The organism is Campylobacter sp. TTU_617, assembly GCF_016599045.1.
Classification (GTDB): Bacteria; Campylobacterota; Campylobacteria; order Campylobacterales; family Campylobacteraceae; genus Campylobacter_D.
The window spans coordinates 118,324-136,173 of record NZ_JAENKV010000003.1 but is presented as its reverse complement, the minus strand read 5'-3'; the positions used below and the strand labels follow the sequence as shown (position 1 = coordinate 136,173).

Here is a 17,850-nt window from a genome sequence, read left to right as displayed (position 1 = left end):
ATTCTAACCAGCTGAACTACCGCCGCAAAAGAATGAAGTGGTGGTCACTATAAGACTCGAACTTATGACATCCACCTTGTAAGGGTGGCGCTCTACCAACTGAGCTAAGCGACCTGATAAGATTTTGGCGACCCTTAGAGGATTTGAACCTCTGTTTTCACACAGAGAGAGTGATGTCCTGGGCCACTAGACGAAAGGGTCAAACCCTATAAAGTGGTGTCCCGTGTTGGATTCGAACCAACGGCCCCCTCCTTAAAAGGGAGATGCTCTACCGGCTGAGCTAACGAGACAATGGCGCGGCGGACGGGGCTCGAACCCGCGACCTCCGGCGTGACAGGCCGATATTCTAACCAGCTGAACTACCGCCGCAAAAGAATGAAGTGGTGGTCACTATAAGACTCGAACTTATGACATCCACCTTGTAAGGGTGGCGCTCTACCAACTGAGCTAAGCGACCTAAGTGGTGTCCCGTGTTGGATTCGAACCAACGGCCCCCTCCTTAAAAGGGAGATGCTCTACCGGCTGAGCTAACGAGACTTGTTTTAAAAACTGAAGTTGTGATTATGCCAAAATATCAAGTATTTTGTCAAGAGTAAAAAGAAAATTATATCATTAATTAACTCTAATAAAATATAATCTTATTTTAAACCTAAACTAAAGGAAAATAGTGCGTTTTATTTTTTTATTGATAATATTTTTTAATTTTATTTTCGCAAATATATTAAGTCTTGATAAGGCTTTTAATATCAAACTCGATTCAGATAAACAAGCTCTTTATATTAATTTTAAACTCGGAGATGAAATTTATCTTTATAAAGACAAAATAAAAATTAAACTTAATGAAAAAGATATTACAGATTTATTAAATTTTCCAGCTCCAATAACAAAAGACAATGAATATATATATTATAAAAATTTATCTCTTGCTATACCAAATACCTTACTAGATCAATATACACAAAAAAAAGATAGTTTATTGCAAATAACCTATCAAGGATGTTCAAATCAAGGCTTATGTTATCAACCTCAAAAAATTGATTATTCTTTAAAAGAAAAAAATAATATTTATACTTATTTAAAAATAAATAAAATAAAACAACAAAAATTAAATTCATTCTCTGAAGAAAGCATTATCGAGAAATTTATTAATACTGAAAATTTAGCGACTATTTTAATAACTTTTTTTGGATATGGTTTATTATTATCACTAACACCTTGCACATTGCCAATGATCCCTATTTTATCTTCATTGATTGTTTCAAAGGTAGGAATTTCAAAAAAATATAGCTTTTTTTTATCTTTTATTTATGTATTTTTTATGTCTTTAGCTTATGCAATTGCTGGAATCATTGCAAGCTATCTAGGTTTAAGCGTTCAAGGAATACTACAAAAACCTATCATTTTAATCTCTTTTTCTCTTGTATTTATTTTATTTTCCTTGGCAATGTTTGGAGTTTTTAATTTCGAGCTTTCTAATAAATTTCAAAATTTTATCCATAAAAAAACCCAGCAAGGTAAAGGTATAATAAGTATCGCTGCAATGGGATTTTTATCAGCTTTAATTGTAGGACCTTGCGTAGCTGCTCCTTTAGCTGGAGCTTTGCTTTATATAGCAAATTCTGGAGATATTATACTTGGAGGCTTAGCACTATTTATTATGAGTTTTGGAATGGGAACTCCTTTATTGTTTATAGGTTTAGGAATTGGTTTTATTAAACCTGGAGAGTGGATGCAAAAAATTAAAATTCTTTTTGGTTTTATAATGCTTGCTATGGCTATTTGGATTTTAGAAAGAATTTTAGATTTTAGATTTATTTTAATAGGGTATGGAATATTAGGTGTTTTTTTCTGTGTTTTTATGGGTATTTTTGATAAAGCAAAAAATTTTTTAAATTCTTTTAAAAAATCTTTACTTATTTTAATTTTCAGCTTAAGTATCGCATCATTTTTGGCTGGTATTTTTAATATTAAAGAACCCTTAAATTTTTATTCTAGCAAAACGCAAGAATATAACTCTTTAAATTTTATTTATATTTCAAATTTAGACGAGCTCTTAAATATTATTAAAAATAGCCCCAAAAAAATTATGCTAGATTTTACTGCTACTTGGTGTGAAAATTGCAAACTTTTAGATAATATTACTTTTAAAGATCCTAAAGTAATTAAAGAATTAAGCGAATATACTCTTATAAAAATTGATGTAAGCGAAAACAACAAAGAACAGATTAAAATAATGAAACATTTCAATGTCTTTGGCCCACCAGTTTTAATTTTTTTTGATAATAATCAAGAAAAATTGAAAATTATAGGATTTATCAAACCGCAAGATTTATTAGAAAAATTACTCTTGCGTTAAATTCTCATCTCTAGGAAAACCAACTTTATATGCATTAACACAATCTAAACTAATTATTGCATTATGACGACACTCTAAAGCTCTCTTTCTAGCCTCTTCTGGATGAGCTTTATAATACTCTTCGCTTTTATGCTCACATCCTGCTAAAATATATATAAGCACTACAAATAAAAATTTTATTTTCATAATTAATTCAACCTTTTTATTTATTTTCTTGTTCATTCTCATTATAAGAAAATATAGGTAACGACCATTTATATTTAATTGCTAAAAGTCTTATAGTCACACCAAATAAAAGCGATACAAGAGTGCATATTAAATCGCTAAATTCAAACCATATATTTAATGTAAAATAAACTGTTGCGGTAATAATAGCAATTCCTGCATAAATTTCTTTTTGAAAAACAAGTGGAATTCTCATACATAGAATATCTCTTAAAATTCCGCCAAAAACACCGGTTATTACCGCTGCAGATACTGCTATAATATAACCATAATTTAGTTCAATTGCAATTTGTGCACCAAGTATACTAAAAACAACAAGCCCTATGGCATCAAGAGTTAAAAACAAACCTTCAAGTTTTGTAACAATACGTGGAATTCTTGTAGCAAATAAAGCAAAAAAACAAACTAAAATAATATATTCTGGATGCTTTACCCAAGTAAGCGGATAATGTCCTAATAATATATCTCTAATACTTCCTCCACCAATTGCAGTAACCAAAGCAATAAATATAACACCAAATAAATCCATTTTATATCTTCCAGCAGCCAAAGCGCCTGTCATTCCTTCAGCAGATATTCCAATAATATATAAAATAGTAAGAAGCATTGATTTTAACCTAAAACATTTTACAATCAATCTTATAGTTTTTTATTTTTTTATCTTTGACATTTTGATTTGGTACTTGATAGCACTCTTTATAATTATCCGCCTTTAAAATTTTAATATAATGGCTTGGAATGGCAATATCATTTTTAATAAATTTTGGATTATCTTGATAAATTACCAAATTTAAAACTTCGATACTCCCATTTTTTAAAGCAAGTTGTCTTTCCCTTTTTTCTATTTTATTCCAAATTTTATTATTAATTTGTTCATTTTGTGGAGTAATATTACTCATTAAAAAAACAGATTTTTGCGCAGCCACACTAAAACGAAAAGAAGCATTTGGGGCAGTATGACCTCTTGTATAACCGCTTTTTTTATAATCTTGCCAATAAGTTCTATATTTTTTCGGTATATTTGTATCTTCTTCAAAACGTGGTCTATTTTTTAACTGATCGATTTTTAAATTTTTAGCTTCTACTTTATAAGCTACTGCTTTTGTTCCTTTATAACCATAATCATAGCAATTTAGATAATAAAATTTATCCAAAACCAAAGAACATTCTTCATTTTTAAAATATTTTTTAAATTCTTCACTAGGTGTATAATGATCATTGGCAAAAACTAGGCCAAAAACAAAAAACAAAATAATAATACTTTTTTTCATAATGGTAAAATCTTTTTGATATTTTTATAAAATTTTATTTCGTAAAGATAGATTATACTTTAGTTATTCTTAATAATTATTGTATTTTTGTAACATTAATTTTAATTTACATTAAACTTTATTTAGTTTTTATAATATTTTCAAGCAAAGATTTTTAAAATTAAAAATAAAATAATTTTTAGGAGTTTATATGAGTTTAAATTTTGACTTCTATGCAACATTAGTTGTCATAGTTTTAGTTTTATTACTTGGTTTTTTTATAACAGACAAAATTAAATTTTTAAAAGATTACAATATTCCAGAACCAGTAGTTGGGGGTGCTATTGCATCTATTATTATACTTCTTATTTATTCTTTTGGAAATATAAGTATCAAATTTGATAACTCATTTAAAGATCCTTTGATGCTTGCTTTTTTTGCCAGCATAGGTTTATTGGCAGATTTTTCCTCTCTTAAAAAAGGTGGGAAAAAATTAATTATTTTCCTATTTGTTATATCTGGATTATTAATAACTCAAAACATTATAGGAATTGGTGTTGCTAGCGTTATGGGGCAAAATCCTCTTATCGGAATGCTTGGAGGTTCTATTACTATGAGTGGTGGTCACGGAACAGGTGCTGCTTGGGCAAATGAATTTATAAAAGCTCCCTATTTTTTTACACCAGCAACTGAAGTTGCCATTGCAAGTGCTACATTTGGATTAATAGCTGGTGGTATTATAGGTGGTCCTGTTGCAAGATTTTTAATCAATAAATATAATTTAAAAACAAAACAAGAAGATAATTTATCACACGAAGCTATTTTAAACTTTGAGGAACCTCAAAAAGAAAAACTTATCACTCCAACTTCATTTATAAAATCTCTTGCTTTAATAGGCCTTTGTTTATTAATAGGAAGTTATTTATCCTCTTGGATTAAATCAAGCACAGGTTTTACATTGCCAACTTTTGTATATTGTCTTTTTGTAGGGGTTGTTTTAAGAAATGTTCTTTCTATTTCAAAAGTTCATCAAGTATTTGATAGAGAAGTTTCCGTTCTTGGAAATGTTAGTTTATCGCTTTTTTTAACCTTTGCTTTAATGACAGTTAATCTTTGGGAACTTGTTTCCCTTGCTTTACCAATCTTAGTAATCTTAATTTTTCAAGTTATTACTATGATTCTTTATTCTATATTTATTACCTTTAAATTTTGTGGAAAAGATTATGATGCAGCAGTTTTAGCAGCAGGACATTGTGGATTTGGTCTAGGAGCAACTCCAACTGCTATGGTAAATATGCAGGCAGTTACTAATCATTATGGGCCAAGTCATATGGCATTTATCATTGTACCACTTTGCGGTGCATTTTTTATTGATATAATTAATGCTTTAATTATAAATGCTTTTTTATACTTGCCATTCTTTGCCCATTAAATTAGTTTATCTTGACTTTTACACAAATGGGCTAAAAAACACTCTTTACAAAGAGGTTTTTTAGCCTTACAGGTATATCTTCCAAAAAGAACCATTGCTTGATGAAGATAATTTAGATTATCTTTAAAAATTTTTGTTAAATCTTTTTCAGTTTCTTCTGGAGTTTTTGCTTTACTAAGTTCTAAGCGATGTGATACTCTAAATACGTGAGTATCTACGGCCATAAAATTTGCTCCACACCACTCGATTAAAACCACATGAGCAGTTTTTTGTCCAACTCCAGCTAAAGATTTTAAATCTTTTTCATTTAAAGGAATCTCTCCATTAAAATTTTCACATACAGCTTTTGCCATTTTAATTAAATTCTCTGCCTTATTATTAAAAAAAGAACAAGTTTGAATGAAACTTTTAACACTTGATAATTTAGCATTTGATAAAGATTTTATATCAGGATAAGCTTCAAAAAATGCAGGAGTAATTAAATTAACTCTTTTATCAGTACATTGGGCTGAGAGCATGACGCAAACCAAAAGTTCATAGAGATTTTTAAATTTAAGTTCTGTTACAGGTTTATCAAATTTTTTTAAAAAAAGTTCTTTAATTTTTAAATTTCTTTTCATTTTTTTATTTTAGTTAATTAGCTTTAAACTAAGTTTAGATATAATTAATTTACAAATAATTTAAAAAAGGAAAACAAAACAATGAAAAAAATTTCTTTAATTGCGGCATCATTAATTGCTGGAATAAGTTTTAATTTAAATGCAGCCACTGTAGCTGTGCTAAATGGTAAAAATATTAGTGATACTGAAATAAATGAGTTTTTCGCACCAATGTTAAGAGGTCAAAATTTTTCAAATCTTCCACAAGAACAAAAAAAGGCTTTGATTCAACAATATATTGCACAAGAACTTGTTTTGGAAGATGCTAAAAAACAGAATTTAGAAAAAGATCCTCTTTATGCAAAAGAGCTTGAAAAAGCCAAAGAAGGTATTTTATTAGCTGTTTATCAAGAAAAAATTCTTAGCTCTATTAAAGTTGATGAATCAAAAGTAAAAGCATTTTATGAGCAAAATAAAGATAAATACGTTCAACAAGCAAGAGTGCAAGCAAGACATATATTAGTTTCTAGTGAAAAAGAAGCTGTAAATATCATTAATGAACTTAAAAATTTAAAAGGCGAAGCATTGCTTAAAAAATTTAGTTCTATTGCAAAAGAAAAATCAATAGACACAGGATCGGCTTCTCAAGGTGGAGAACTTGGATGGTTTGATCAATCAACAATGGTAAAACCTTTTACAGATGCTGCTTTTTCTCTTAAAAATGGAGAAATAACAAAAACCCCTATAAAAACTAATTTTGGTTACCATATCATCCTAAAAGAAAATTCACAACCAAAAAAACAAATAGCATTTAACGAGGTAAAACAAGGAATTGAAAACGGACTCAAATTTGAAGAATTTAAAAAAATAATGGCACAAAAAACTCAAGAACTTGTTAATAAAGCAAAAGTGGAATATAAATAATGGGAATTTTAGATATAGTAAAACCTGGAGTTATGACTGGAGATGAGCTTAATAAAATTTATGATTATGCTAAAGCTGAAAAATTTGCTATTCCAGCTGTCAATGTCGTAGGAACTAATTCTATTAACGCTGTTTTAGAAACAGCAAAAAAAGTAAATTCTCCAGTTATTATTCAATTTTCAAATGGAGGGGCAAAATTTTACGCGGGAAAAAATTGCCCCAACGCAGAAGTCCTAGGAGCAATTAGTGGCGCAAAACATGTTCATTTGCTCGCAAAAGCCTATAATGTTCCTGTAATATTACATACTGATCACGCTGCTAAAAAACTTTTACCTTGGATAGATGAACTCATTAAAGCAAATATAGACTTTAAACAACAGCATTCTCAAGCACTATTTAGTTCACACATGCTAGACTTAAGCGAAGAAAGTTTAGAAGAAAATTTAGATATTTGTAGCTCTTATCTTAAGCAATTGAGCACTTTGGGTATTTCTTTAGAAATCGAATTAGGTTGTACAGGGGGAGAAGAAGATGGTGTTGATAATACAAATATTGACAATGCTAAGCTCTACACTCAACCAGAAGATGTGGCACTTGCTTATGAAACACTGAGTAAAATTAGCGATAATTTTACTATAGCTGCAAGTTTTGGTAACGTTCATGGAGTTTATAAACCAGGAAATGTTACATTACAACCTGAAATATTAAAAAATTCCCAAGAATATGTAAAAAATAAATTTAAACTTTCACATTCTAAACCTATCAATTTCGTTTTTCACGGAGGAAGTGGAAGTGAATTAAAAGACATACAAGATGCTATTAGCTATGGTGTAATAAAAATGAATATTGATACAGATACACAATGGGCATTTTGGGATGGTGTTCGTATATATGAAAATAAAAATAAAGCTTATTTGCAAGGACAAATTGGAAATCCCGAAGGAGATGATAAACCAAATAAAAAATACTATGATCCTCGTGTTTGGTTAAGATCTGGAGAGGAAAGCATGATCAAACGTTTAGAAATTGCATTTGAAAATTTAAATTGTATTAATAGAAATTAAACCAACCTTATCGTTGGTTTAATTGTGAGTATTTTTTAATTTTTACAATTAAATCAATCTAAAAAGGTCCAATATGGAGATAAAATCAGAAGAAATTTCAGAACTTATTTTGCCAGAGATTAAAGAAAAAAAAGGATATCTAGTTTATCTAAAAATTGTTTTAATTCCTGCTATCTTATATGTTTTGATTTTGCTTGGATATTTTGAAAAAATTAATTTTAAAGTTGAAATTCATACTGTTATTATGACAGGAATTATTTTTACAACTGCTTTAATTTTTGCAAGGCATAATGCTGAATATGCTTATAGTATTTTTGAACAACAAAAAAATGAATTTAAACAAGCTTTAAAACGCTATATTATGAAACATTTTTTAACCATAGGAAAAGATACAAAATCAAATGCAAATTTTAATGATTTTGCTTATAATTATATTAAAGGCGCAAGAAATGAAAATTTTGCCTCTATAGGTTCTGCAATTTTTCCTATGATGGGGATTTTAGGAACTTTTATAAGTATTGCTTTATCTATGCCAAATTTTAATTCCAATGATACAGCTTCATTAGAACACGAAATAGCCCTACTCTTAAATGGAGTTGGGACGGCTTTCTATGTTTCTATTTATGGAATTTTTTTAGCATTATGGTGGATATTTTTTGAAAAATACGGAACAAGTAAAATTCAAAAATTATTAAATCGTCAAAAAAATTCTACAAATGATTTCTTTTGGACAAAAGAAGAAATTGATCAAAGATATCTACGTGAAAGTTTAGAACATTTTGATAAAATCGGAGCTATTTTTAAACAAGTAAGCAATAATGATTTTTTCAAAGAATTAGATCATGCAATTGATAGAAAATTTAGTATTTTTCAAGATATGTTAAATGTAGAAGAAAAAGCCATAAGACTTAGTAGTGAACACATTAAACAAACAATGAGTGAATTAAGTAGAGCGCAAAGAGATCAAAGGGATCTTGGTAGACTTTATTCTGAAATGCTTAATGCAGTTGGAATTTTAAATCAAAATTTAAAAGAAATTAGCACAAGAATGTCAGAACACTATAATCGTTTATTAGATATCAGCTCTGAAAAAATCACTCATTTTGATAAAACTTTAAGTAGTTTTGATGAAAAAGTTCAAAATTTTCAAAAGGGATTTGAACTTTATGAAAAATCTATGCTCGAAAATCAAGAAAAAATCTTTAATGGTTTTCAAACAAGTCTTTTTGAAGGTATGCAAAAATTTAAAGAAATTTATGAAGAAGAAAAAAATATCGATGAACAAATTGAAATAATGAATACCTTAAAAAAAGAAATCGAAGAGCTTGATAAAGAAACAAATGAAGTAATTACAAAACTTGAAAATAACAATTTACTTTTAAATGGCAATGCGACGCAAGAAAACAAAGAAGAAAACAAAGAAGAAAACAAAGAAGAAAACAAAGAAGAAAACAAAGAAGAAAACAAAGAAGAAAACAAAGAAGAAAACAAAGAAGAAAACAAAGAAGAAAACAAATAAAGAAAAAATATGGATAATCAAAACAAAGAAGAAAATAATTTTTGGATAGCCTATGCTGATTTAATGGCTGGTTTGCTTTTTGTTTTTATTCTTTTAATTGGTGCTATTGTAGTAAAATACGTTTTAACCCAAAGCGACTTACAAGAAATTAAAAAGAATTTAAACAAACAAGAGCAACATCTTAAAAGAAGCGAAGAAGAATTAAAAAATAAAGAAGATATCGTTTTTAAATTAAGCAAAGAGTTAAGTAAAACTTCCGATGCAATAAATCTCATCAATCAACAAAAAGCAGAACTTGAGGCAAATATAACAAATTATCAACAATTAAGCAAAGAGTTAAATTCTACCTTAGATAGTAAAGATAAACAAATTCTAATATTATTAGGCCAACTTGAAAAAAAAGATGAAGAATTTCAAAATTTAAAACAAGACTTTGAAGAAGCTAAAATAAAAGTTCAAAATTTAAATTTTATAAAAGAAAATTTAAGCAAACAACTTCAATCAAAACTCGATTCTAATATCACTATAAATGAAAAAACTGGAGCAATTATATTGCCAGCAGAAATTTTATTTGATAGAGACTCTTATATATTAAAAAATGAAGCAAAATCAAATCTTAAAAAAATACTTAATGAATATTTTAATGCAATATTAAATGATCCCTCTATTTTAAATAATATAGAAAATATCATTATAGAAGGACATTCAGATAGCGATGGATCTTATATTTATAATTTAGATTTATCTCAAAAAAGAGCCTATGAAGTAATGAGTTTTATCTATACTTTTAATAAAGACCCAAGATTGCAAAAACTTTTGATGGCAAGTGGAAGATCGTTTTCTGATCCTATAATTAAAAATGGCATAGAAGATAAAGAATTGAGCCGTAGGATAGAAATTAAATTTAGCATTAAAAATGATAATGCTCTTAAAGAAGTTGAAAAGTTCTTTGAATATAAATAGTCCTATAGAAAAAATTTCTTTTTGTAATTTTAATTTTTATATAAAACGCGATGATTTATTAGGGGAAATTAACGGCAATAAAGCAAGAAAACTTTATCATTATCTTTTAAAAAAATATCCTAAAAATCAACGTTTTATTAGTTTTGGAAGCTCCCAAAGCAATGCTTTGCTTGCCCTTAGTATATTTTGCAGACAAAATAACTATCAACTTTTTTTTGTTTGTGAAAAACTCTCTTCTTTTTTGGAGCAAAATCCTCACGGAAATTATGCTTTAGCCTTAAAAAATAAGGCTACAATTATACAAAATATAGATTTTTCCCATCGTAGAGAAAAAGCTCTCTCCTTAAAACAAGAAAAAGATATTTTTATCGAAGAAGGAGTTGCAAATAAAGAAGCAGAAGCTGGTTTTATACATCTTGCAAAAGAAATTGATCAACAAAGCAGAAGTTTAAATTTAGATTTTGATATATTTTTACCTTCTGGAACCGGAACATCTGCAGCTTTTTTAGCAAAACATAGCAAATCAAAGGTTTTTACCTGTGCTTGCGTTGGAGATGAAATATATTTGAAAAAACAAATTTTAACCCTTGATCCTTATTATGATTTTTCTAATTTATATATACTAAAACTTCCTAAAAAATATCATTTTGCTAAACCTTATTTAGAATTTTATAAGCTTTATTTAATGCTAAAACAAGAATGCAATATTGAATTTGATTTACTTTATGATATGTTAGGCATAAAAACACTTATGTATTATCAAACTACTTTTAAAAAACCTATCTTATATATACACCAAGGTGGGATTATCGGTAATGAAAGTATGTTAGAAAGATATAAGAGAAAATTTGCACATTTGTAATTTTTTTTAATTTAAATTGATATTTATTTTATATAATTTTAATTAAAAAAATAAAAGTTGCATTATGGGTAAAATTAAAAAGTCTATCAAAAAAGCTGTGGCATTGGGTTATAAAAAAGATCAGCAAAATGCTCCAAAAGTTCTAGCAAGTGGAAAAGGTGAAAGTGCATCTAAAATTATTTCTCTTGCTAAAGAACACGGAGTGCCCATAAAAGAAGATGAAGATTTAATAGAAATTTTAAGCAAACTTGATTTAGGTGATGAAATCCCTCCTAATATGTATAAAGCAGTAGCTGAAGTGTTTGCTTTTATTTATCAAATGGTCAATGAAACACCTGCAGAAAAAAAACATAATTAAATTAATTTACAAATAATAAACAATAATTCCATCAAAATAAGAAATTAATCTAAAATATTGTATCTTAACTATAAAATAAAATAATAAATATTAAAAATCTAAATTATATACTCAATTTATAAAATTAGCTATATTTTGACCAAATTTAATATTTTGATTTTCTTGAATTTTGAAATTTAAAAATCCTTTTTGAGCTATTATAACAATAGTAGAGCCTAACTCAAAATTTCCTAACTCTTCCCCTTTTGTTATTTTTAAATTATGATATGTTGTAGTAAAATTATCATACTTGTTTGTATTTGTTTGTATATTAGAATCAAAATTAAAACGCATTTTTCCAACGTTTTGCGCTCCAACGAAAATAAGCCAAAAGATAAAATTATTTTCACTTTTACATTTTAAACATACTCTTTCATTTTCACTATAAAGATTTGGAATTCTTTTTAAATATTTTTCATTTACACTATAAAGTTTTCCTCGAGTATAAATAGCACTTAAAATTTCTAAATTACAAGGAGCGTGATAACGATGATAATCTTTTGGAGAAAGGTAAATATTAACACAATCAAGTCCATTTTCAAGCTCTTTTAATTCAAAATTATCTCTTATAAGAGCGTTAATGCTATAAACTTTCCCTTTAATACTAAAAGACAAAAATTCATACTTTTTTTGACAAAAAGAATTTGTAATTTGTATGATTTTTCCATCACAAGGCGCTATAAAATCATCTTCTAATTTTCTTGAAATTTCTAGGCTTCTTGTAAAAAGTGCATTTAAACTTTCATAATCACGTGCTCGCTTAAATTCGCTCATATCAATTTTAAAATATTTTATATAAGCTTTATTTATTAATATTTGCAATGGTTTAAAAAATTTAATCCTAGCTATAAGTCCAAAAATTCTTGAACTTTGATTAGAAAAACTCATTTCTTTCCTTTTAATTCTAATAATACTATTTCACTTGGAGCAAAAACTCTTAAGCTAGGACCCCAAAATCCAGCTCCACTACTTACATAAAGTTTTGTTTTTTCATTTAAATAATACAAACCATACAAAAACCCTTGATTTAATTTTACAGCAATTCCAAAAGGAAAAATTTGTCCAGCATGAGTGTGCCCACTTAAAATAAGATCAAAATCTCTCACATCATAAAGTAATGCTGTTTTTGGCTGATGAGTTAATAAAATACTTGGTTTATCTTTATTTAAATCTTTTTTAACCTTATCTAAATCTGGACCATAAACACCTTGTTTTAAGCCCATCAAATCACCTATTCCAGCAATGTTAATGATCCCTAAATCTATATTTTTATTTAATAAAATTTGCATATTTGTATTTTCATTTAAAAGTTGCAAAACCTTATTGACATTATGATAATACTCGTGATTTCCTAAAACATAGAAAGTTCCAAATTTCGATTTAAATTCATTTAATATATTTATATAATTTTTTAAATACATAACATCAGTATCAACCAAATCTCCTACTATTACAACCAAATCAGGTTCTAAGGCATTAGTCTTTATGATAAGTTTTTCTAAAAAATTCTTATGAAGATTTTTTCCTAAATGGATATCAGTAAGCATAGCTATTTTTAATTCTTGTTTTAGATTATCAATATAAATTTGTTTCTTTTTAACATTAGGAATTTTAAGAGCATTATTTATGCTTATATATATTAAAAATCCTCCAAAAATTAATATAAAAATTTCAAAAATAATGCGTAAAAATTTATATGATATAGAATAATTTTTCCCAAAAAAAATGCAGATAAATTTTATAAAATCTAAAAATAAAGTAATAAAAAAGAAACAATAAGTAGGGGCAAATGATAAAGCTAAAATCTCATATATTTCATCACTTAAAAAATCTTCTTTACGAAACAGAAAAAAGAACATTTGCAAAATATAAAGTAATATTAAAAAATATTTTAAGAATTTATGCAAATATTTAAAAAAGGAAATTTTAACTATTAATCTTTTATAAATATATACATTTGCTAAAGCAAAAATAAATAAAATTGCAGAAAAAAAAATAAAAGCTAACATAAATCAAATTATACATAAAATTATATTAAATTTTTATATATTTTTTTTTGATATAATGGAAATTCAACTAAAAAACAATAAAGGCTATTATGATGTATAGATTTGCGCCTTCCCCTACAGGAGATATGCATATAGGAAATCTACGTGCTGCAATTTTTAATTATATTTGCTCAAAACAAGATAAAAATGGATTTGTTTTGCGCATAGAAGATACAGATAAAATGCGAAATATAGAAGGAAAAGATGAAGAAATTAAAGAACTTTTAAAACTTTTTGGTATTTCTTGGCAACATCTATATATACAAAGCGAGAATTTAAATTTTCATCAAAAAATGGCTTTAAAATTAGTAAGCGAAAAAAAAGCCTTTGCTTGTTTTTGCACTGAAGAAGAACTTAGTAAAAAAAAAGAATTGGCAAAAAAAAATAATCAAGCTTATCGTTATGATGGTACCTGCGAAAAATTAAAAGATATTGATGTTTTAAACTGCAATAAACCTTTTGTTGTAAGACTTAAAAAACCAAAAAATGATATAAATTTCAAAGATTTAATTAAAGGAGAGCTTAATTTTAAACCTGATGATATTGATTCTTTTGTTATTTTAAGAACAGACAAAACCCCAACTTATAATTTTGCTTGTGCAGTTGATGATATGCTCGAAAATATAACTTGTATTATACGAGGCGAAGATCATGTCTCAAACACACCCAAACAAGAACATATACGCAAAAGTTTAAACTATGAAAAAGAAATTATTTATGCACACTTACCTATTATTCTTAATGAAAATGGTGTAAAAATGAGTAAAAGAGAAGCGCATTCTAGTGTAAAATGGCTTTTAGAATATGGTATTTTACCAGATGCAATTATTAATTATTTAATTTTACTTGGTAATAAAACTCCATATGAAATTTTTACCCTAGAAGAAGCATTGGCTTGGTTTGATATTAAAAAAATTTCAAAATCTCCTGCAAGATTTGATTTAAAAAAACTTTTACAAATCAATAGAGAACATATTAAAAAAATGTCAAATGCTAAACTTAACGAGCTTCTAAATTTAAATAAAGATGTAGCAGAATTAGCTAAATTTTACACTCAAGAATCAAGCACTTTGATAGAGCTTAAAAATAAAATGAAAACTATTTTTTCTATCAAAGATTATGAAGATTTTAAAAAAGAATGTTTAATCATTAAGGAAAATTTAAAAGATTATAATCTACCTCAAGATTATGAAGATTTTAAAAAAGAATTAATGAAAAAAACTAATTTAAAAGGAAAAAATTTTTTTATGCCTTTAAGAATTATTCTTACAGGCAGCATTCATGGTCCAGAACTTAGTGACTTATATACTTATATAAAACCTTTCATTAACGACTTAGCAAGGATATAAAATGATTATAGATTCCCTAATACTTTCTTTAATCCAAATTTTACAAATTATTATCAATATTTATATATGGATAATAATTATCACAGCACTTATAAGCTGGGTAAATCCAGATCCTTATAATCCTATTGTTCAAATTTTATATAAATTAAGTGCTCCCGCTTATAATATAATTAGAAAATTTCCAACACGTATTGGAAATATAGATTTGGCACCTTTAATAATTATTTTAGCTTTACAATTTTTAAATATATTAATCTCAAATTTAGTGAGACAATTTTTATGAAAAAAATATTTTTAATTTTTTTATTGTCTAATTTTTTATTTGGAAATTCTTATGATCTAGAAGAACTAAAACAAAAAGATAATTCTTTAGCTAAAGATTATTATATTTATAGACTTTTAGAAGAAAATAATGTAAGTAAAAATGAAGCACAAAGTCTTAATTCTCATATTTTTCGTTATATAGGAAAAATAAAAACTGAACTTGAAAAGATAGTACCTGTTGCAACTTATATCAACCCTTTATATAAACAATGTTTTACTTACACTAAAAATAATATCCTAGATGCCAATCTAACCTGTCAAAATGTAAGATTAAATTCTGTAGCATTTATAGCTAGTTTAAATAATGAAACAAGAAAAATTTTAGCCTCAAATATGCAACAAGAAAAACCAGAAATTATTAATCTTTTGCTTGCTTTTAATCAAGAAAAACCTGTTGCTTATTTAGATAAAAAAGAAGATGTGGATAATTTTTTTAAACTTTATAATTATTCTATGAAAATTGACTATCCCTTAAGCGAATCTTTTATCAACAAACTCTCTCATTCTCAAAATTTTAAACAATTTATTCAAAATATTGTTATTAAAAAAGATAATCCTCAATTTAGTCTATCATTGCTAAATGTCAAACCAGAAAATGTTCAAGAAATTTCTGCCTTTTTTCTCGGTGTAAATGCATTAATTTATCATAAAAAAGATTTAGCTTTTAATTTTTTTGAGCAAGCTTATAAAAGTTTTAATAAACAAGAAAATAAAGACAATGCTTTATTTTGGATGTATATGATTAAAAAAAATAAGCAAGATTTAATCAATCTAGCAAATAGTCCTTCGTTAAATATTTATAATTTATATGCACGAGAACTTACAAATTCAAACTTTCCTAAAATTTTAAGTCCTAAGCCAAAAAAAGAAAAAAACTCCTTTAATATGCAAGATCCTTTTGCTTGGCAAGCTCTTGCAAAAGAAATTGCAAATGCTGATCAAGATAAACTTAAAAACCTTGCTAATCAGTTCAATACACAAGAAACTTTACCTATTTATGCCTATATTTTAGAAAGGCTTTATAAATTTAAAAATCATTATTTTATAACACCCTATTATGAATTTATAAAAGATTATGATACCAAAAGACAGGCTTTAATCTTAGCCATTGCAAGACAAGAGAGTCGCTTTATTCCAACTGCTATTTCAACTTCTTATGCTTTAGGAATTATGCAATTTATGCCATTTTTAGCCAATCATATTGGTAATAAAGAATTAAAAATTGATAATTTTGATCAAGATTTAATGTTTAATCCTAAAACAGCTTATTATTTTGCTAATCATCATTTAGATTATCTTGAAACTCATTTAAATTCACCTCTTTTTATCGCTTATGCCTATAATGGAGGTATAGGATTTACTAAAAGGATGTTAGCAAGAAAGGATCTTTTTAAAAAAGGAGAATTTGAACCATTTTTATCAATGGAGCTTGTTCCTTATCAAGAAAGTAGAATTTATGGAAAAAAAGTTTTGGCTAATTATATTGTGTATCGATATCTTCTGAACGATAATATAAAGATTTCGGATATTTTTGAAAATCTAATTCAAAACAATGATTTAAACAAATCTTGACTTTAAGATTTGTTTCATTTTGATTTGAAGGCAATGAAAATTTAAAATAGTCAGTAAATTCATTTTGAAATAAATATTTTAAATATTCACTATCTTTTTTTATTCTAACTATAATAGCTTCTTTATCATTAATATAAGCTTTTAAATGGCTTGTATTTAATAAATTAGGGGTAATTTGTAATGCAAATTCATCTTCTTTTGTTTTCTCATCTAAAATAGGATTTAAATAGCTTAAGGTAACTACAAAACTTAAATTCTCATCATCAATTTTCTTTTTTTGAGAAAACATTAAAGTTTGCGTTTTTAGATTAACTTCGGTAATTTTGTCATTTTTTAAAGAACAAGCATTAAATAAAAAAAGAATAAATATTGAAATAAAAATTTTCATTAATAAGCCTTAAAATTTTTAGTAATTATAACTTTTTGTCTCTATTTTTTGCTTTAAATAAGGTATAATTCTTAAAAAATATCCAAAGAGAAAAAATGACGAAATCTATTATGGCTTTTAGCGGACCTTCAAATTCTGGTAAAACAACATTGATAACAAAGATTGCGCAAAAAATGATACAAAATAATCTTAAAGTATTAATCATAAAGCATGATCCTTCTGATAAAGCCCAATTTGATTTTAACGGAAAAGATAGTTTTCGCTTTTTTCAAAGCGGGGCTGAAGTTATAGTTTTAAGTCCTACTAGAACAACATTTTTCTCGCACCAAGAGCGCAATATTTTAGAAAGCATTAAAATGGTTAAAGATTTTGATATATGTTTGGTTGAAGGCTTAAAAACACTTGATCTTCCAAGAATTAGCGTATTTTGTAAAGAGATTGATGAAAGTTATTTTGCCTTTTCAAATGCTATTGCTTCTTATAAAGAAATAACAAATAAAAATCTTAAATGGCTTTATTTAGATGATATAGAGGGGATCTATACTTATATTTTAAATCACGCAAAAAAACTATAAGGA

Annotated in this window: 19 protein-coding genes and 6 tRNA genes; 12 read left to right on the top strand and 13 right to left on the bottom strand. The window is 26.6% G+C overall.

Features of this window, described 5'->3' with window-relative positions; genetic code table 11:
* Window positions 1-38: 38 nt before the first annotated feature.
* The 6 genes from GQV94_RS02815 to GQV94_RS02790 all read right to left on the bottom strand — a co-directional run bounded on the left by GQV94_RS02815 (window position 39) and on the right by GQV94_RS02790 (window position 537).
* Window positions 39-114: transfer RNA gene (locus tag GQV94_RS02815), tRNA-Val, on the bottom strand.
* A gap of 11 nt (window positions 115-125) precedes the next feature.
* A tRNA-Glu gene (locus GQV94_RS02810) sits at window positions 126-201 on the bottom strand.
* Between the two features lie 13 nt (window positions 202-214).
* Window positions 215-290 (bottom strand) — tRNA-Lys (locus GQV94_RS02805).
* A gap of 2 nt (window positions 291-292) precedes the next feature.
* Window positions 293-369 (bottom strand) — tRNA-Asp (locus GQV94_RS02800).
* A 12-nt stretch (window positions 370-381) separates the two neighbouring features.
* Window positions 382-457 (bottom strand) — tRNA-Val (locus GQV94_RS02795).
* Between the two features lie 4 nt (window positions 458-461).
* Window positions 462-537 (bottom strand) — tRNA-Lys (locus GQV94_RS02790).
* 130 nt (window positions 538-667) lie between these two features.
* Between GQV94_RS02790 and dsbD the strand changes: the two genes are divergently transcribed.
* Window positions 668-2,356, top strand: a complete 1,689-nt coding sequence (dsbD, locus tag GQV94_RS02785; protein WP_200169441.1) for a protein-disulfide reductase DsbD — start codon at window positions 668-670, stop codon at window positions 2,354-2,356.
* Here the strand turns inward: dsbD and GQV94_RS02780 are convergent.
* From GQV94_RS02780 to GQV94_RS02770, 3 genes are read right to left on the bottom strand one after another with little or no spacing between them, the layout of a single operon-like run.
* Window positions 2,342-2,542 (bottom strand): EexN family lipoprotein, encoded by a 201-nt coding sequence (locus GQV94_RS02780; RefSeq protein WP_200169440.1) that lies wholly within the window; start codon window positions 2,540-2,542, stop codon window positions 2,342-2,344. The two genes, dsbD and GQV94_RS02780, sit on opposite strands and share 15 nt — an antisense overlap.
* A 16-nt stretch (window positions 2,543-2,558) precedes the next feature.
* Entirely contained in the window at window positions 2,559-3,188 is a 630-nt protein-coding gene (locus GQV94_RS02775) for a trimeric intracellular cation channel family protein (protein WP_200169439.1), read from the bottom strand.
* Window positions 3,189-3,198: 10 nt separating this feature from the next.
* The gene (locus GQV94_RS02770; protein ID WP_200169438.1) at window positions 3,199-3,852 is read right to left on the bottom strand and encodes a DNA/RNA non-specific endonuclease; all 654 of its coding nucleotides are present in this window, start codon (window positions 3,850-3,852) and stop codon (window positions 3,199-3,201) included.
* Window positions 3,853-4,042: 190 nt separating this feature from the next.
* Between GQV94_RS02770 and gltS the strand changes: the two genes are divergently transcribed.
* Window positions 4,043-5,263, top strand: coding sequence for a sodium/glutamate symporter (gene gltS, locus GQV94_RS02765; protein WP_200169437.1), 1,221 nt, complete (start codon window positions 4,043-4,045; stop codon window positions 5,261-5,263).
* Here gltS and nth read toward each other — a convergent pair.
* Window positions 5,260-5,883, bottom strand: coding sequence for an endonuclease III (gene nth, locus GQV94_RS02760; protein WP_200169436.1), 624 nt, complete (start codon window positions 5,881-5,883; stop codon window positions 5,260-5,262). The genes gltS and nth overlap by 4 nt on opposite strands.
* 81 nt (window positions 5,884-5,964) lie before the next feature.
* Here nth and GQV94_RS02755 point away from each other — a divergent pair, with 81 nt between their 5' ends.
* From GQV94_RS02755 to GQV94_RS02730, 6 genes are all read left to right on the top strand, one after another.
* Window positions 5,965-6,786 (top strand): peptidylprolyl isomerase, encoded by an 822-nt coding sequence (locus tag GQV94_RS02755; RefSeq protein WP_200169435.1) that lies wholly within the window; start codon window positions 5,965-5,967, stop codon window positions 6,784-6,786.
* Window positions 6,786-7,850, top strand: a complete 1,065-nt coding sequence (gene fbaA, locus GQV94_RS02750) for a class II fructose-bisphosphate aldolase (RefSeq protein WP_200169434.1) — start codon at window positions 6,786-6,788, stop codon at window positions 7,848-7,850. Before GQV94_RS02755 ends, fbaA begins: the two co-directional genes overlap by 1 nt.
* Before the next feature lie 73 nt (window positions 7,851-7,923).
* Window positions 7,924-9,369, top strand: coding sequence for a MotA/TolQ/ExbB proton channel family protein (locus tag GQV94_RS02745; RefSeq protein ID WP_200169433.1), 1,446 nt, complete (start codon window positions 7,924-7,926; stop codon window positions 9,367-9,369).
* Between the two features lie 9 nt (window positions 9,370-9,378).
* Window positions 9,379-10,332 carry an OmpA family protein gene (locus tag GQV94_RS02740; RefSeq protein ID WP_200169432.1) on the top strand — a complete coding sequence of 318 codons (954 nt, stop codon included), beginning with the start codon at window positions 9,379-9,381 and terminating at the stop codon, window positions 10,330-10,332.
* Window positions 10,319-11,194, top strand: coding sequence for a pyridoxal-phosphate dependent enzyme (locus GQV94_RS02735; RefSeq protein ID WP_234126322.1), 876 nt, complete (start codon window positions 10,319-10,321; stop codon window positions 11,192-11,194). The genes GQV94_RS02740 and GQV94_RS02735 overlap by 14 nt, the downstream gene beginning before the upstream one ends.
* Window positions 11,195-11,258: 64 nt before the next feature.
* Window positions 11,259-11,552: a FlhB-like flagellar biosynthesis protein gene (locus GQV94_RS02730; RefSeq protein ID WP_200169431.1), complete on the top strand. Its 294-nt coding sequence runs from the start codon at window positions 11,259-11,261 to the stop codon at window positions 11,550-11,552.
* Between the two features lie 111 nt (window positions 11,553-11,663).
* On the opposite strand, the gene GQV94_RS02725 is transcribed toward GQV94_RS02730, so the two are convergent.
* Entirely contained in the window at window positions 11,664-12,479 is an 816-nt protein-coding gene (locus GQV94_RS02725; protein ID WP_200169430.1) for a phosphatidylserine decarboxylase, read from the bottom strand.
* On the bottom strand, window positions 12,476-13,600 hold the full coding sequence (locus GQV94_RS02720; RefSeq protein WP_200169429.1) for a metallophosphoesterase: 1,125 nt from the start codon (window positions 13,598-13,600) through the stop codon (window positions 12,476-12,478). Before GQV94_RS02720 ends, GQV94_RS02725 begins: the two co-directional genes overlap by 4 nt.
* A gap of 92 nt (window positions 13,601-13,692) precedes the next feature.
* On the opposite strand from GQV94_RS02720, the gene gltX reads away from it, so the two are divergent.
* From gltX to GQV94_RS02705, 3 genes are read left to right on the top strand one after another with little or no spacing between them, the layout of a single operon-like run.
* Window positions 13,693-14,988, top strand: a complete 1,296-nt coding sequence (gene gltX / locus GQV94_RS02715; RefSeq protein WP_200169428.1) for a glutamate--tRNA ligase — start codon at window positions 13,693-13,695, stop codon at window positions 14,986-14,988.
* Between the two features lies 1 nt (window position 14,989).
* Window positions 14,990-15,271, top strand: coding sequence for a YggT family protein (locus tag GQV94_RS02710; RefSeq protein ID WP_200169427.1), 282 nt, complete (start codon window positions 14,990-14,992; stop codon window positions 15,269-15,271).
* Window positions 15,268-16,884, top strand: a complete 1,617-nt coding sequence (locus GQV94_RS02705) for a lytic transglycosylase domain-containing protein (protein ID WP_200169426.1) — start codon at window positions 15,268-15,270, stop codon at window positions 16,882-16,884. The genes GQV94_RS02710 and GQV94_RS02705 overlap by 4 nt, the downstream gene beginning before the upstream one ends.
* Here the strand turns inward: GQV94_RS02705 and GQV94_RS02700 are convergent.
* Window positions 16,787-17,272: a hypothetical protein gene (locus tag GQV94_RS02700; protein ID WP_200169425.1), complete on the bottom strand. Its 486-nt coding sequence runs from the start codon at window positions 17,270-17,272 to the stop codon at window positions 16,787-16,789. The two genes, GQV94_RS02705 and GQV94_RS02700, sit on opposite strands and share 98 nt — an antisense overlap.
* A 95-nt stretch (window positions 17,273-17,367) precedes the next feature.
* Here GQV94_RS02700 and mobB point away from each other — a divergent pair, with 95 nt between their 5' ends.
* Window positions 17,368-17,847: a molybdopterin-guanine dinucleotide biosynthesis protein B gene (mobB, locus tag GQV94_RS02695; RefSeq protein ID WP_200169424.1), complete on the top strand. Its 480-nt coding sequence runs from the start codon at window positions 17,368-17,370 to the stop codon at window positions 17,845-17,847.
* Window positions 17,848-17,850 lie beyond the last annotated feature (3 nt).

What these genes read in the sequence shown, in the direction of transcription:
- GQV94_RS02770 (WP_200169438.1), bottom strand. Translation starts at nt 3,852, where the DNA reads ATGAAAAAAAGTATTATTATTTTGTTTTTTGTTTTTGGCCTAGTTTTT.
- GQV94_RS02730 (WP_200169431.1), top strand. Translation starts at nt 11,259, where the DNA reads ATGGGTAAAATTAAAAAGTCTATCAAAAAAGCTGTGGCATTGGGTTAT.
- GQV94_RS02780 (WP_200169440.1), bottom strand. Translation starts at nt 2,542, where the DNA reads ATGAAAATAAAATTTTTATTTGTAGTGCTTATATATATTTTAGCAGGA.
- GQV94_RS02755 (WP_200169435.1), top strand. Translation starts at nt 5,965, where the DNA reads ATGAAAAAAATTTCTTTAATTGCGGCATCATTAATTGCTGGAATAAGT.
- nth (WP_200169436.1), bottom strand. Translation starts at nt 5,883, where the DNA reads ATGAAAAGAAATTTAAAAATTAAAGAACTTTTTTTAAAAAAATTTGAT.
- GQV94_RS02740 (WP_200169432.1), top strand. Translation starts at nt 9,379, where the DNA reads ATGGATAATCAAAACAAAGAAGAAAATAATTTTTGGATAGCCTATGCT.
- GQV94_RS02700 (WP_200169425.1), bottom strand. Translation starts at nt 17,272, where the DNA reads ATGAAAATTTTTATTTCAATATTTATTCTTTTTTTATTTAATGCTTGT.
- GQV94_RS02710 (WP_200169427.1), top strand. Translation starts at nt 14,990, where the DNA reads ATGATTATAGATTCCCTAATACTTTCTTTAATCCAAATTTTACAAATT.
- mobB (WP_200169424.1), top strand. Translation starts at nt 17,368, where the DNA reads ATGACGAAATCTATTATGGCTTTTAGCGGACCTTCAAATTCTGGTAAA.
- gltX (WP_200169428.1), top strand. Translation starts at nt 13,693, where the DNA reads ATGTATAGATTTGCGCCTTCCCCTACAGGAGATATGCATATAGGAAAT.
- gltS (WP_200169437.1), top strand. Translation starts at nt 4,043, where the DNA reads ATGAGTTTAAATTTTGACTTCTATGCAACATTAGTTGTCATAGTTTTA.
- GQV94_RS02720 (WP_200169429.1), bottom strand. Translation starts at nt 13,600, where the DNA reads ATGTTAGCTTTTATTTTTTTTTCTGCAATTTTATTTATTTTTGCTTTA.
- fbaA (WP_200169434.1), top strand. Translation starts at nt 6,786, where the DNA reads ATGGGAATTTTAGATATAGTAAAACCTGGAGTTATGACTGGAGATGAG.
- GQV94_RS02725 (WP_200169430.1), bottom strand. Translation starts at nt 12,479, where the DNA reads ATGAGTTTTTCTAATCAAAGTTCAAGAATTTTTGGACTTATAGCTAGG.
- GQV94_RS02705 (WP_200169426.1), top strand. Translation starts at nt 15,268, where the DNA reads ATGAAAAAAATATTTTTAATTTTTTTATTGTCTAATTTTTTATTTGGA.
- GQV94_RS02745 (WP_200169433.1), top strand. Translation starts at nt 7,924, where the DNA reads ATGGAGATAAAATCAGAAGAAATTTCAGAACTTATTTTGCCAGAGATT.
- GQV94_RS02775 (WP_200169439.1), bottom strand. Translation starts at nt 3,188, where the DNA reads ATGCTTCTTACTATTTTATATATTATTGGAATATCTGCTGAAGGAATG.